The 14,905-nt window shown below is 46.6% G+C and carries 15 protein-coding genes and 1 pseudogene; 6 read left to right on the forward strand and 10 right to left on the reverse strand.

The features are described from left to right. From P8O70_02310 to P8O70_02320, 3 genes are all read left to right on the forward strand, one after another. A partial coding sequence (locus P8O70_02310) for an ABC transporter substrate-binding protein (protein MDG2195718.1) occupies positions 1-851 on the forward strand: 851 nt, incomplete at its 5' end. Positions 852-893: 42 nt separating this feature from the next. Continuing rightward, positions 894-2,639: an SH3 domain-containing protein gene (locus P8O70_02315; GenBank protein ID MDG2195719.1), complete on the forward strand. Its 1,746-nt coding sequence runs from the start codon at positions 894-896 to the stop codon at positions 2,637-2,639. Positions 2,640-2,645: 6 nt separating this feature from the next. Further along, positions 2,646-2,891 carry a hypothetical protein gene (locus P8O70_02320; protein MDG2195720.1) on the forward strand — a complete coding sequence of 82 codons (246 nt, stop codon included), beginning with the start codon at positions 2,646-2,648 and terminating at the stop codon, positions 2,889-2,891. 13 nt (positions 2,892-2,904) lie between these two features. On the opposite strand, the gene P8O70_02325 is transcribed toward P8O70_02320, so the two are convergent. Beyond that, complete coding sequence (locus P8O70_02325; GenBank protein MDG2195721.1) at positions 2,905-3,114, reverse strand: hypothetical protein; 210 nt, start codon at positions 3,112-3,114, stop codon at positions 2,905-2,907. Between the two features lie 248 nt (positions 3,115-3,362). On the opposite strand from P8O70_02325, the gene P8O70_02330 reads away from it, so the two are divergent. Then, positions 3,363-3,845 (forward strand): heme-binding protein, encoded by a 483-nt coding sequence (locus tag P8O70_02330; GenBank protein ID MDG2195722.1) that lies wholly within the window; start codon positions 3,363-3,365, stop codon positions 3,843-3,845. 36 nt (positions 3,846-3,881) lie between these two features. On the opposite strand, the gene P8O70_02335 is transcribed toward P8O70_02330, so the two are convergent. From P8O70_02335 to P8O70_02365, 7 genes are all read right to left on the reverse strand, one after another. Continuing rightward, a complete protein-coding gene (locus tag P8O70_02335; protein MDG2195723.1) occupies positions 3,882-5,420 on the reverse strand; it encodes an ABC transporter ATP-binding protein in 1,539 nt (512 codons plus the stop codon). Next, positions 5,417-6,457, reverse strand: coding sequence for an ABC transporter permease (locus tag P8O70_02340; GenBank protein MDG2195724.1), 1,041 nt, complete (start codon positions 6,455-6,457; stop codon positions 5,417-5,419). The genes P8O70_02335 and P8O70_02340 overlap by 4 nt, the downstream gene beginning before the upstream one ends. A 1-nt stretch (position 6,458) precedes the next feature. Next, positions 6,459-7,607 carry an ABC transporter permease gene (locus P8O70_02345; protein ID MDG2195725.1) on the reverse strand — a complete coding sequence of 383 codons (1,149 nt, stop codon included), beginning with the start codon at positions 7,605-7,607 and terminating at the stop codon, positions 6,459-6,461. A gap of 84 nt (positions 7,608-7,691) precedes the next feature. Beyond that, complete coding sequence (locus P8O70_02350) at positions 7,692-8,705, reverse strand: BMP family ABC transporter substrate-binding protein (protein MDG2195726.1); 1,014 nt, start codon at positions 8,703-8,705, stop codon at positions 7,692-7,694. A gap of 96 nt (positions 8,706-8,801) precedes the next feature. Next, a complete protein-coding gene (gene deoA, locus P8O70_02355; GenBank protein MDG2195727.1) occupies positions 8,802-10,148 on the reverse strand; it encodes a thymidine phosphorylase in 1,347 nt (448 codons plus the stop codon). An 8-nt stretch (positions 10,149-10,156) separates the two neighbouring features. Then, complete coding sequence (locus tag P8O70_02360) at positions 10,157-10,987, reverse strand: purine-nucleoside phosphorylase (protein ID MDG2195728.1); 831 nt, start codon at positions 10,985-10,987, stop codon at positions 10,157-10,159. After that, entirely contained in the window at positions 10,984-11,412 is a 429-nt protein-coding gene (locus P8O70_02365; GenBank protein MDG2195729.1) for a cytidine deaminase, read from the reverse strand. Before P8O70_02365 ends, P8O70_02360 begins: the two co-directional genes overlap by 4 nt. 100 nt (positions 11,413-11,512) lie before the next feature. Here P8O70_02365 and P8O70_02370 point away from each other — a divergent pair, with 100 nt between their 5' ends. Beyond that, positions 11,513-11,803 carry a hypothetical protein gene (locus tag P8O70_02370; GenBank protein ID MDG2195730.1) on the forward strand — a complete coding sequence of 97 codons (291 nt, stop codon included), beginning with the start codon at positions 11,513-11,515 and terminating at the stop codon, positions 11,801-11,803. A gap of 141 nt (positions 11,804-11,944) precedes the next feature. Continuing rightward, positions 11,945-13,231 (forward strand): nickel-dependent lactate racemase, encoded by a 1,287-nt coding sequence (larA, locus tag P8O70_02375; GenBank protein ID MDG2195731.1) that lies wholly within the window; start codon positions 11,945-11,947, stop codon positions 13,229-13,231. A gap of 37 nt (positions 13,232-13,268) precedes the next feature. Here the strand turns inward: larA and P8O70_02380 are convergent, their stop codons facing one another. Then, entirely contained in the window at positions 13,269-14,102 is an 834-nt protein-coding gene (locus P8O70_02380) for a hypothetical protein (GenBank protein ID MDG2195732.1), read from the reverse strand. Positions 14,103-14,179: 77 nt separating this feature from the next. After that, positions 14,180-14,901: pseudogene (locus P8O70_02385) on the reverse strand (LrgB family protein). Positions 14,902-14,905 lie beyond the last annotated feature (4 nt).

Genomic DNA, 14,905 nt, shown 5'->3' on the forward strand with positions numbered 1-14,905 from the left:
CTCGGTTTCTTAAGATGCGTAAAGGAGAGATTGATCTTGCGATCAATGTCGCGCCCTTGGATAAACTTCCCCAATTTGAAAGAGGTTCACTCGCCAAAGAATACAAAATGATGACCGGCCCAGCTCTGAACTATCAGTATCTTGGGCTGAATATGCAATCCCCCAAGCTCCAGGATCCAAGAGTTCGCCAAGCCATTGCCCATGGGATCAATCGTCAGGAGTTGATTGAGTTTCTTAAGAAGGGAAGGGCTGTTGCTGCCGATAGTGTCCTGACAAAACAAAATGATTTTGCGGCACCTGGGCTCACAAGTTATCAACATGATCCTCAAAAAGCCCGTCAACTCCTGAAGGAAGCAGGCATTGAAAACCTCACGCTTGAGTATAAAACCAGCAATAGTCGAGATGCTGTTCAACAGGCCCGAATTCTGCAGAATCAGCTAAAAGAGATTGATATCAACCTTGAAATTCGTTCCTTTGAATGGGGCACGTTCTTCGGGGATGTGAAGGCAGGAAACTTCGAGTTATTCTCCTTGCGTTGGGTTGGAGTATCGGAACCAGACTTCTACTATTCACTGTTCCACAGCAGCGAATTGCCTGACGTCGGTGGTAGAAATCGTGTTCGCTACAGCAACCCTGAAATTGATAGTTTGCTGGAACAAGGGCGTAGTACTATCGATCCACAAGAAAGAAAGAAGTACTACAACAAGGTCCAAGAAATTCTTCAGCGGGACCTTCCTTATATCTCCCTATGGCACAATCAGAACGTTGCTCTGGTCAAGGAAAACATCGACGGCTTCCGATTGCATCCAAGTGGTGGTTTCCAATCTCTCGTAGATATCAGCCGACGTTAACGGTCAGTCCCACAGAATTACTGCTAATGAGAGGAAATCCCAATGAGAAAGAGTATCTTTGCCCGCATGGCCCCCATTTTTTTGGGTCTGATGTGTCTTGGTCAAAGTGCTCATTCTCAAGGTAACTCTCATAAGAATTTCTTCAATCCCCAATTGCTTTGGCAAAGCCCAGGGCAATCATCTGTTCAATCCCACGCTGAAAAAGCTGTTGTCCTCGCAAACAGGCTCAACCTCCGCCAATCCCCAAAAAAGAGTGGAAAAATTGTTGGAACGCTCAAAGCAGATCAAGTTGCTGAGGTTAAAGATCAACAAGATGATGGGTGGGTTAAAGTCAAAGTCAATAAGGAGGTTGGCTGGGTTGCTTCAGAATATTTACGATTTGCCAAAGAACAGCCTAGTTTCGAACTCCATGCCGTAGTAGACGTCCCAAAGCTAAATCTTAGAGCACAAGCTGGAACAAAGTACAAAGTACTGCACATTCTTCGAAAGAACGACAAACTCCAAGTGCTTTCTGAAACAGATGAGCGTTGGGCGGAAGTAGAATTGATTGGCAAACGCATTCGTGGGTGGGTAGCTACCGAATATTTGAAAATTCTCTCCAGAGGAAAAGAAAAAGTCTTCAATGAAAAAGAAGCTGATTATGCAATAGTCAGTACCCGAACTCTGAATCTCCGCACTGGGCCTGGCAAAGACTACAAGGTAATTGAGAAACTCCGAACAGGCATGCATGTCGTCAGCGCTTTTCCAGAAGAGAATGGATGGCGCAAGGTTCAAACCGCATCAGGAACAACCGGTTGGGTAGCTCGTCGACATCTAAAGTTTTATGAGCCTGCCGATTTTCCAAGCAAAGTTACTAGTGCAGCAGAACATTTATATACCTCTCCACTTGAGGCGAGCATTTTGAACTTTTTGCGGGAGTCCTACGACAAGAAAACAATGAGCCCCCAAGACAAGTTAAGCATGGTCGTACAGGATTTGGAGACTGGGGAAAGATTGGTTTCCATCAGACCAGACGTGCAGATTAAAGCTGCTAGTTTAATCAAGGTGCCTGTACTGCAAGCTTACATGCTTCAGCGTTTTCGGGGAGAAATAAAACACAACAAACAGCACCAAAAGGCACTTAGCAAAATGATTCGCTTCAGCAGTAACTCTGACACCAACAAGGTTATGCGCTGGATCGGGGGGCCAAAGAAAGTCAATCAGATCTTAGCTGGTACCAGACTCTATAACGAAATGAAGGTTGTTGAATACATTCCACGCTACGGTAGGACCTATCTCAACAAAGTCTCTGCAGAAGACTTGAACCGCTTGATGCTGACACTCTGGTCTGATCAGCCACTGGGACCGGAATTTAGCAGAGTTGAAAATGAAATGGCAGCTGAAGAAATTCTCTACCTAATGGGCCAGCCAAATGGACCGCGTGCACGTGATCGACTAAAAGACGGAACATGCTTTGCCCGGAATAAAAACGTCAAAGTCTGGGACAAGACAGGCTTTGTAAAGGGAGTCAACGGTAACATTGGCATTGTACAAATCGACACACCAGAAGGTCCGAAAAGCTACACGGTTGTGATGGCAATGGAGCGTGCAAACTATAAGAGTATTTCCGGGAACGCTAATGGATGGTCCTTCAATTTGAGTCAGCACATGCGGCGTATCTCCGAGTTAGTCTACACATACATGTCGATTCAATACCATCGCTACAATGAGTGTAAGCAGACAGAGAGACTGGTCTATCATGCATCTCAAGCGTTGGTGCAACCTGAAATCGTCAAAACATCTCTTTAAGGACTTATGCTAGATCCTGAATTTGTCAAAATTCTGGTCTGTCCCGATAACAGAAACCCAGTTCGAGCAGCATCTGACCAAGAGATCTCTGATTTGAATCAGAAGATTGAGGAGGGGGCCCTACAAAATATTAGCGGGCGTAAAGTCAATGATAAGCTTGATGGAGGATTGATCCGTGAAGCTGGGGATCGGCTTTATCCTGTGAGAAGAAACATTCCTGTGATGTTGGTCGAGGAAGCAATCAAACTTTGAGCAAATCGTTTAATCAGGCTTCGATAATTAGATAAGCCAAAAGAAAGGCAATTGCCCAAAAGACTGGAAAGGATTTTAAAGCGGACTGAAACATTTGCTTCAAATAAATCATCGAGTCCTGAACTGTGAAAACTCTCCTTGGGTCTCGATCATAAATCATCAGCCACCAGAAACTGAAAGCTCCCAACACAACAGCAATCTCAATTTCATAGTCCCCAAGCATTTTTCCTCGCTCTTCCCAGTTCAGGATTGTCTCTTCCCTTAGTAAGCATCTTGTTGTAGTCTGCGTTCAGTTCTGCAGCGATCTAGTATGTTGGGTTGCAGAATCACCTCAATTCTGTTGTTGAAGTTATGCTTCTGTTCCAGCGGCGTCAAGGCAATGTTTCATTTTCGAATATTCTCTAGTCCAACCCAAAAACTAAGCCAAGAAGATTGAGAAGCCTTCTACCCTAATTCTTCAGTGGAACCAACATGACACGACGAACTTTCATTACTATCCTTGTGCTCACTGCATCATACAGCCCAGTTTCGACTCAGACACTTCAAAACTTTGTGTTTCTCAATGCAGAACTCTCCGTTCAGATGGCTCTTACAGCGGTTCATGACTGCCAGGAAAAAGGCTACAATGTCTCTGCTGCTGTGATGAACAGAGAGGGCAGGCTAACCGCCTTCGCTCGCAATCCAATGGCTTCACCCATGACCTCTGAAATTGCACAAGGAAAAGCCTATGCTTCATCAATGACTATGGTTGCTAGTGGTGACCTAGACTTAATTGAAAGCCCAGCTTTAGGTTACCCAGAAGGAATTGTACCAACTCAAGGTGGGCTTCCATTTAGTGCTGGTGGGCGGTTTCTCGGTGGTATTGGAGTTTCTGGTGCACCTTCAGAGATTGATGAAGAGTGTGCACAAGCTGCGATTGATGCGGTGGCGGATGATTTGGAATTTGCAGAGTGATATGAAAATCTTTTGCTTCTAGAGACTTGTGATTTTTCAATCTAGTCCTTCAGTCATAGTTGATTTAACACCAGCCATCAGCAAGCCCAACTGCTGGCGGGTCGCCTTGTTGCCATCCACTTCCCCAATGATGCTGCCTCTATACATCACGACAATCCGATCAGAGAGAGCAAGAATTTCATCCAATTCGGAGCTGACCAATAGCACAGCCACTCCTTCATCTCGCTTGGCAACAATTTGCTGATGAATAAATTCAATCGAACCAACATCAATGCCACGAGTCGGTTGCGCAGCAACCAGGAGTTGAATCGGTCGACTCAACTCCCGAGCAATCACCATTTTCTGCTGATTGCCACCAGACAGACTTCCCCCTGATCTGTGTACTGAGGGAGTTCGGACATCAAACTTTTCAACCAATGCTTCTGCATGATGTTCGATAGCTTCCTGCTGAATGGTTATACCGTTTGCAAATGGTGGCTTGTAGTACGAATTCAGAACTAAGTTGTTTGCCACTGAATATCCTGCGACCATTCCAAAGGCGTGTCGGTCTTCCGGAACGTGACAGATTCTCCCCTGATCTACGATTTCTCGGGGATTCTTGTTGGTCAGGTCTTGACCTGCGATCAGCAAGGTTCCCTGATCCAGTTCTCGCAATCCCGTAAGCACTTCCACTAATTCGGTTTGTCCATTCCCTTGCACACCTGCAACACCAACAATCTCACCTGAATGAACCTGCAGCTCAACATTTCTGAGACAAATTTCTCCCAGATCATCGCGGGCTTCCATTCCTTTCACTTGTAGGATCGGCTTGCCAGGCTTGGCTTCCTGTTTATCAACTTGCAGCATGACCTCTCGACCAACCATCATGGCAGCCAATCCAGGCCCAGTTGCTTCACTGGGAGTTGCTTCACCTACAACTTTTCCACGACGCAGGACCGAGATACGGTCTGCAATCCTCAACACTTCCTTCAACTTGTGGGTAATGAAGATAATAGATTTGCCCTGCTTTCGAAGCAAATCCATCACAGAGAAAAGCCCTTCAATTTCTTGAGGAGTCAAAACAGCTGTGGGTTCATCAAGGATCAGAATATCTGCTTCACGGTAAAGTGCCTTGATGATCTCTACGCGCTGCCGTATTCCAACTGGCAAATCCTCAACGAGAGCAGTCGGGTCAACTTCCAATTGATAATCCTGAGACAGTTGCTGAATGCGCTTGGAAACCTTTTCCCGATCCAAAAGGCCTTGACGAACACTCTCACTGCCCAGCATGACATTTTCGACCACTGTCATTACTGGGACCAACTGAAAGTGTTGGTGAACCATCCCGATCCCCAGATCGATCGCATCTCTAGGTGAATGCATTCTGACAGACCGGCCCTTCACCAGAATTTTGCCTGATGAAGGCTGATACAGTCCATAGATGATGTTCATCAAAGTAGACTTACCAGCCCCGTTCTCTCCCAACAGAGCCAGGATTTCTCCTGGATTTAAGCTTAAATTGACATTCTCGTTGGCCACAACTCCCGGAAAGTATTTACTGATCTGGCGAGCTTCTAGAACTGCGGATTCGCTCACTTGCTTCCCTCCGTATCGTATGGCTTTCCTATGGCCGCTGGTGGACGTACTCGCCCCACAAGACCAGACACCGCCACGATCGTCACTATGTAGGGGAGCATGGATACAAACTGCCGCGGAATGGTCGTCACCCCAGCCAGGAGAAATTCATTCTGCAGGGCCTGAGTGTAGCCAAATAGTGTTGCAGCACCCAAAGCTCCGATAGGTGTCCAGTTGCCAAAAATCATTGCTGCCAGCGAGATAAATCCTCGACCTGCGGTCATTCCTTCCTGAAATTGCCCGACTGCCTCCAAAACAAGAAATCCTCCGGCTAGTCCGGCCAGCATTCCACCCAACATTGTGTTGACATAACGTTGCCGATTGACGTTGATGCCCTCCGTGTCCGCAGCTCGTGGATGCTCCCCAACTGCTCGTGTGCGTAGTCCCCAGCGGGTATAAAAAATTGCAACATGTACAACGAAGACCATCACCAACGCTACGTAAGTGATGGGTGCATTATTAAATAGGACAGGTCCAATTACTGGGATTTCGGAGAGAAGTGGGATTGGAATTGGTGTAAATTTTCCTGCTGAAATTGCATCACGATCATAGAGATAGGAGGAAAGGCCTGCTGCTAGAATAATGATCACGGTTCCTGAGATGATTTGATCCATTCTAAAACGGATCGAGAAAAGCCCATGTAGCAATCCCATCAGTCCGCCCACTCCCAATGCCACAAGAACGCTAAAAAGGAGACTTGCGTAAAGTGGCCAATCATTCGTAGAAGATTTTGCGACAAATCCTGCGAATGCTCCGGCAAGCATCATTCCCTCAATGCCAATATTGATGATACCCGAGCGCTCACAGAGGATTCCACTCAATGCCCCCAAAACCAGAGGAATGGCTGCACGGAGAGTGAAATTCAGAGCACTGATCCCGAAAAACACTCTCATCCATTTATTCTCTCCCAGTGGCGTGATCTCTACTAGAATTGCCATTACCATCATTAGCAGGGCCAAACAAACTGAGATGCGTGCGGTCCTTGACCAGAAAGTCATTTCAAGAACCTCCCCAGCTTGTATTCAATTTTGTAGCATGTCCCTCATCACTACCGGATCGCAGACGGAATAGGGCCTTGATGATCAAAGGTGCTGCAACAAATGCCAATACCAGTGCCTGAATGACCTGAATAATATCTGCGGCAACTCCTGACTCAAACTGCATCTTGGCTGCTCCAGCATCCAAAGCACCAAATAAAAAAGACGCGATGACCACCCCAAAAGGATGGGTTTGGCCCAGCAGTGCGACTGTAATTCCATCAAAACCGACCTGACCACCGAACTCTGGGGCAAATTTATGGTTCAAACCAAGTGTCTCTATTGTGCCCGCTAACCCCGCAAGAGCACCAGCAAGCCCCATTGTCAGCACAACGGTTTTTTCCACACGAATTCCCGCATATCGGGCTGCCTTTGGATTTTGACCAACAGTTCTAATTTCAAAGCCGATCGTGGTCTTGTAAATTAACCACCAGACTATGACCACTGCGATCAAGGCTAGAAACACCCCATAATGTACACGATAGGGTGGACCAAAAAGCCATGGAATTTGTGCAGATGCAAAGACATCTGGTGTTTCTGAAATTGCCCTCGCTGTCCGATCCCAAAGTGGACCAGGAGTTTGACCTTGTGTTCCCCCAGCGTATACCGTCCACCCTGCAAAAAGAGATGCCAAGTAATTCATCATGATTGTGACGATGACTTCATGAGCCCCTGTCGTCACTTTCAAAAGTCCTGGGATCGACCCCCAGATCATTCCTCCAAGCATCCCGCTTAAAATTGCCAGAGGGAGATGAATGATCATTGGAAGCCCTTCAAAATGAATCCCAATTGCCACCGAGCAAACGGAACCCATCACAAACTGCCCAGATGCCCCAATATTGAAGAGCCCAGCTTTAAACGCGACAGCCACAGAGAGACCCGTGAGGATAAAGGGAATCATCTTTCGGATAGTGACACTCCAAGCGCGCCCACTTCCAAAAGCTCCCTGGAAAAGCCCCTGATATGCCAGAATAGGATCATCTCCAAAACCTAGCATCACCACTGCCCCGGCTATAAGTGCTGTCAGCAGGGCAAGAAATGGAATCAGCAGGACACCAAGGAAGAGCCGCTTTTGAATACTTTTGGGTTCTTTGGAATTTGCCTGTGCCATGAAACGGTTGAGGCAGAATAAGAGGAGGGAGAGTGGAGGTGCTTACTTTCAAGCACCTCCGAGAAGACTAGGGAATCTACTTAATTAGTTACCGTAGCCTGTTTTGATGATCCCACTGTCCAGTCCAGCTTTTGCCGCTGTCAACATGTCCTTCAGAGGCTGTGGAACTGCACTATCGAAATCATGAAATGGAGCCAAGCCGGCAGCTCCAAAGACATTTCCACCTTTGAAGGTCCCTGCTTGTGCTTGTCCGATCAGATCAGCAACAGCGGGTGTAATCAGCTTCATTGCGCTGGAGATTAAGCAAGGATGCGCTGCTGGAACAGTAAACCACTGATCCGCATCCACGCCAATGCAGTAGACACCTTTTTGGGAAGCAACTTCCTGGAGAGCGCCATTTCCAGTAAGGCCACCTGCGCCGAAGATCACGTCGGCACCCTGATCCATCGCCTGCTTAGCTGTTGCCGCACCCCACTCTGGGTCAACAAAAGCCTGGCTGATTTCACCGGGATGATAAGTAGAAATGACATTAATTTTAGGATTTACAGATTTGGCACCAGCGATGTAACCCTCATTGAATGCGACAACAGGAGGTATCAGATCCGTTCCAAGGACCGCTGCAATGGTTCCACTTTTTGTCATTCCAGCTGCCAACACGCCAGCCAAGAATCCAGATTGATCCTCATGGAAGATCAGGCCAGCCAAGTTGGGAAGCGCTTCACCTTGGTATTGGTCAACACCGATAAACAACGTATCTGGATTTTCCTTAGCAGCTTTAGTGGTTGCATCACCTAGAGCAAAACCAACCGTGACAATGACTTGGTACTCCGCTTCAATGAATTGAGCCAGATTGTCTGCATAATCCTTGGCGTCTTGAGTTTCAATATACTTGATGTCTCGGTCTCCTAGACTGAGATTGGACTTGGCCAACTCAACACCTTCCCAGGCAGATTGGTTAAAGCTGCGATCATTGACTCGTCCCACATCTGTCACCAATCCAACTTTGATTGTGGCAGCTGAGAGGGTTGTGACGGCTAACAGGAGCATTACACTGCTCAACCAGAGGACTGACAACCATAAGATTCGTGGCTTGGGCATGAGGACTCCTCAGGAATGGTGAGTTGAATTTCACTGACAGAAGTAATGTTAGATGGACAAGATAAACGCTAACAAACTTTGCCAAAAGGAAAAAAATTAGTCTTCTTCTACATCTTGGTCAAGGGCAATCCGGTCATAAACGCAATTTGATTGGATATTTTTTGCTGGCTCCTCAGCAATAACACACACTTTCAGGATATTCAGAATCGCTTGCTCTGCTTCTGCTTTTGTACGTGCGTGAACCAAGGCAATTGGTTGTTGCTGGCTCACGTAATCATTGAGATTCCCAAAATTTTCGAATCCAACTGCATAGTCAATTTGTTGGTCGGCGTGGGTTCTCCCTCCTCCCAAGTGGACTAGGGCCAGTCCAATTTGCCTTGCATCCATTTTCACAAGATAACCACTTTGCTTTGGCAGCACTGGGAAAAGCACAGCGGCTTTTTCTAAATGATGGTCAAATTGCTCAACAAGATCAGTTGGTCCTCCTAGAGCTGCTACCATTTTTGCAAAAAATTCTGCCCCTGACCCGTCTTCCCGGGCATTTCTGATTCTAGCCCTACCATCCTCAGCAGAGGCAACTAAGCCTCCAAGAAAAAGTAATTCTCCACCGAGGGAGACGATGACTTGATCAAGACGAGGGTCAACCTTTTCGTTTTTTAGATATTTGATGGTTTCCAGAACTTCCAAGCCGTTCCCTACATTCAAACCAAGAACTTGGTTCATATCTGTAAGCAGTGCAGAGGTCTTTACTCCATTCCCATCAGCAACAGCAACTATGCTTCTAGCCAAAGCCATTGACTGATCATGGGTTGGCATGAATGCACCGGATCCTGTTTTGACGTCCATTACCAAAGCATCCAATCCCGCGGCCAGTTTCTTGGAGAGTATTGAAGCCGTAATCAACGGAATGCTCTCGACGGTAGCTGTCACATCTCGAATCGCATAAAGACGGCGATCTGCAGGAGCCAATTCTGAAGTTTGCCCAATGATGGCGACGCCTACCTCTCTGACAACTTGTCGTAATTTCGCCAAATCTGGTGCAGTCTGATATCCAGGAATCGAATCCAGTTTATCCAGTGTCCCCCCCGTATGGCCCAGTCCACGACCAGAGATCATTGGCACATACCCCCCACATGCGGCAACCAGGGGCCCCAGCATTAGACTTACCTTATCCCCAATACCCCCCGTGGAGTGCTTGTCCAAAACTGGACCATTTAGATCCAGGTTCTTCCAATTGAGGGTATCTCCAGAGTTCATCATTGCCCACGTTAATCCCGCACATTCTTTTGCGGTCATACCCTGAAAATAGACTGCCATTGCAAAGGCGGCGACCTGGCCTTCACTCAGTTGCCCAGAAGTCAATCCTCCAACCAAGAATTCAATTTCCGGCAGTGTCAGTTCTAGACCATCACGCTTCTTGCGAATCAATTCCTGAGGAATCATCTGGTAGCCTAGTAATTTTTCAGGAAGTTTTTCAAAAGCTTTGTCATCCGCGGACCTGCCAAAGCTGCTTGCTCAAAGGTGTGAGTATGACTCAATGATTCATCACTCAAGCCCGCAGCCTGATTAGTCACAATGGAAAGGGCAACAACCTTCAATCCAAAATAACGTGCCAAAATGATTTCGGGGACTGTGGACATCCCTACACAGTTTGCTCCCAAGGTCATCAGCATCCTGATTTCTGCTGGGGTTTCGAATTGTGGTCCTGTCATCCAACCGTAGACTCCTCGTCTCAATGGGATATCAGCTTTGGAAGCCTCTGATTCAATCAGCAGGTTTATTTCTGGATCTAGGGCGTTGGTCATGTTTACAAAGCGTTGGTCCCCTACCACTCCAAACAACGGAGAGACACCAGTCATATTGATCGTATCCTCCAACAGCATCAGTGAACCTGGTGAAGAATCTGGATCCATGCTACCAGCCGCATTCGTCAACAGCAGTAATTCACAGCCTATCTGCTTCAGAACTCCGACAGGAACACGCATGTTATGCGCTTCTCCATGCTCATAAAAATGACTTCTGCCTCGTAGTATGACAACAGGTGTAGTACCAACAGAACCAAACACAAGCTCCCCCCGATGCCCTCCAACAACTGGTTCTGGGAAGCCGTCCAACTCAGAGTATTGAATCGTTTGAGACTGGTCTATTTCATCAGAGAACTTGCTGAGTCCTGAGCCCAAAATGATCGCAACCTTGGGAGTAAGTTCCCCAATCTTTTCTTTGAGGATCCGACTTGAATTCTTGATCTCTTTTTCAAAACTGTTTGAAGAGGGTTTATTCATTGGGGCTCGTTGAGTAAGTATTCTGGACCGAAAGAGTGTGGAAGTAATTCTGCAAGCGTTTGACGCAATCTTAGTTGTTTAAGGTCCCCAATCAAGATAGGGGTTTTGGGCGCAGCGAATTCTCGTATTTTTTGACGACAGCCACCACATGGAGTCACTGGATCTGGGCTTTCTCCAACAACTGCTATGGCTTTGATTTGCCTTCCCTCAGCCAAAATCATGGCCGCAATCGCCCCAGCCTCAGCACACGTTCCCTGTGGGTAAGCCGCATTTTCCACATTACAACCCTTGTGAAGCTTGCCCTGATCATCCAAGATAGCAGCTCCAACCAGAAATCTTGAGTAGGGTGCATAAGCTTTCTTCCGAGCTTCTCGAGCTGCCTCTAAAAGTAGCCCCTCATCCAACATCGAATCATTTTCTGACATAGTTTGCATTGCTCTATTTTTTGATCCTTGACATGATAATTAACCTACTAAAGCACTGAAACAAGCGTTTAGAAAAAATTACTTGGTTCAAAGAGGTACATTGAAGGAAATCACTCAGAACATCAAATTTTTCATCCTGGCACTCAGTCTTACTATGACTGGTATTTCCTGCAGTAACAATGCTGAGCAACCACCAAATATCAACTATGCAAGGTCTCAGTTCAACGCTTGTGACCGCATCGGAGATTATAACGAAGTTCGTCAATGCGAAATCAAGATCAATGAGAGACGCTACCGTAATGCACAACTACAGACTGTTTTTCAGGAGAAAAAACCTCCTACTCCAGATCGAAGCAGTGAGCCAGTGATCCTCGCCCCCAATCTTCCTTAGATTCTTCAAAGAATTACTAGGGGGTATGTGGATCTCCAGTATGTCTTTTGAAATGAATATGTAGTATCAACTTAAGCAACTTATTTCATTTATTCCTGAAATATTAGGAAAAACCATTTTTATTCAAGATTTGGGGATTTCATGCAAGTCGAGCTTTCCTTTGGACGTCAGGGATTGTTGGTTGAATTACCAGAAAAAGCCATTCCTCAGATCATTCGCAAACCCAAGAATCCAGTCCCCAAAGACCCACATGTCCTGGTTCTGCAAGCCCTATCTAAGCCAATCCGCAGCAAGAAACTCTCTGAAGAAGCCAAGGGTAATAAAACTGCCTGTATTTTGGCCTGTGACATCACCAGACCAGTTCCGAACAAGCTTTTTCTGAAACCCGTCATTGCAGAACTGGAAGCCGGGGGAATCCCAAGAGGCAACATCACGATTTTGATTGCCACAGGCCTTCACCGTCCAAATCTTGGGGAAGAGCTGGAGGAGGTCATTGGAGACCCCTGGGTGACGGAGAACATCCAAATCCTCAATCATGACGCTCGCGATGAGACCTCAATTGTTCATCTTGGTAAAACATCAATCCATCAGGTACCTCTGGGACTGAATCGCCATTTCGTTGAAGCTGATCTCAAGCTGGTAACTGGTTTAGTGGAGCCACACTTTATGGCAGGATACTCAGGAGGCCGAAAGGTCATCGCTCCTGGCATCGCCCATCACGAGACAATCCGTACGTTCCATTCCGCGCGCTTCATGGAGAGTCCTTATGCCGCCTCTTGCAATCTAGATAAGAATCCGTTGCATGAATCTCAGTTGGAAATTGTTCAGATGCTCGGGGGGAAAATCCTGGCTGTGAACACGATCTTGGATGAAGAACGGAACCTAATTCATGTAAACTTTGGTGAAGTAATAGCCAGCCATCAGGAAGCCGTGAATTTCGCCCGAGCCAGTTGCGAGATACGCGTTGGTCGAACATTTAAAACGATTTTAACGAGCTCAGCCGGCTACCCCTTAGATAAAACTTATTATCAAACCGTCAAGGGGATGGTAACTCCGCTGGATATTCTGGAGCCAGGTGGCACGCTCATAATTGCTTCAGAGTGTGCAGAGGGAATCGGCTCAGCGGAATTTCGGGAATCACAGGCTAGACTTGTCGAACTCGGCCCAGCAGCATTTTTGAAAACTCTGCTTTCCAAGGATCTCGCGGAAATTGACGAGTGGGAGAGCGAGATGCAACTGAAACCTATGCGGGTAGGGGAAGTTCAGTTGTATTGCCCTGGCATGAGCGAGGAGGATCAGAAGCTAACTGGGGTAAAAATCATTCAAGATCTTCATCAGGCATTGGCTGAAGCCATTGAAAAGGTAGGCGACGCAGAAGTTGCCGTCATTCCTGAAGGTCCTTACTTGGTACCTTTTGCAGCCGCTTAAAGGGCTGGAATCCGTTATAGACTAAATCTTCAACAGGCTACTCCAACGGTTGATTCAACAACTTGTCTCGAAGCTCAGATCTGAGGGGCAGCCTCATCACTTCTTCATTCAAAGCCAAGAGCGAATCTCTGGACTGCTTAGGGATTCGACTATCGTCCAGCAGACTTTGAAGATTTACCCAAAGATCCAATTTCAGCTGCTCTAAAGCTAAATTCCAGTCTTGGATTCCAAGCGTGTTTTCATTCTGGGAATCTTCGACAGTCTTTGTCTCAAGATTGCAAATTTCAGGGGGGCAATCCTGTATTGTGGGTTCTAAAGTTAAAAATCTTGAAAACACTCCTACACTATCTTGCTGAAGTTTAGAAGAGAGATCCAAGTATACATTCACCAAAAATTTGATAGCAGACAAGCGTTCTGAACTTTCTGCATTGGCCAAGTATTTTTTATTTTTAAATTCCTCAGTTGTCCCCAACCTGCCAAAGATAAATTCTGAGACTTCAACTATTGTCTTCAACTTGTAGGCTTCAGACCATTCTTGATGAGTCAATATTCCTTGCAGCCTAGCCAGACTTCTCTCTTGAACGTACCCATCATCTGAAACAAAAGTGAACCAGACCAAAGGCTTTAACGCTAATTCTTGCTGTCCTGTGATGGCTGACTGGCTCAACTGGCGCAAATGCCCCTCAGCCTTGATTTGATCAACGATCGACCCTTCTCTAGCCAATCTCATCAGTTCTTCAGTCGCCTCTCGCTGATCTTGGGGGTTCTTACTGGCCGTCAGCACAATGTAGCTTCTCAGGCCAGTTGGGTTACATCCCCAAAAAAAGCCACAAAGGAGGATTAACAAAAGTGTAATTTTTAGTGTTTTCATAGACATCCTGTCTCTGAAATGAAGAGTTCTCAGCAAAACACCTGTTGGAAGGCTTAAGATTAAAATGGTGATTTTTTTCAAAGCAATTGTGAGAAAAGCGCAACCACAAATGCTGTCACCAGCCCATTGAGGGCCATGGCAACCGCAGCAAACACTCCAGCCACTTCATGCACTTGAAAGGCACGCGCCATTCCAATTCCATGAGAGGTAACTCCAACAGCGAAACCACGTGCACGCCAGGCTCAAAAACCAAGATGTTTCATAAGGGGTGTAACAATGATCGCTCCGAGAATTCCTGTCAATACGACCAATCCAGCTGTTAGTGAAGGCAATCCACCAATCTGTTCGGAAATTCCCATTGCAATTGGTGTGGTTACCGATTTGGGGATCAGAGAACGGATGGCTTCATCAGAGGCACCCACCGCTTGAGCAATAAAAATTGCTGCAAAGATTGCAGTTGCTGAGCTAGCAATCAGTGCTGCTAGTATGGGAATCGCTGCTCTTCGGACTCTCGAAAAATTGCCACCAGTGGAATGGCTAGAGAAACTGTCGCTGGTCCAAGAAGAAAATGAACAAATTGGGCACCTTCAAAGTAAACTAGGTATGGTGTGTCTGTGATCAGTAGTATCACTCCCAGAAAACTCGCAGCAATGGCAACCGGGCTCACAATTGGACTTCGTTTCACTTTTTCAAAACACCAAAATCCCACAAGATAGGCCATCATGGTCAACATCAACCAGAGCAATGGGGTTGTCTGGAGATAAGCCCAAATATCCTGAACTTCATTGATTGGGTTCATGATC

The sequence above is a fragment of the SAR324 cluster bacterium genome (assembly GCA_029245725.1).
Classification (GTDB): Bacteria; SAR324; SAR324; order SAR324; family NAC60-12; genus JCVI-SCAAA005.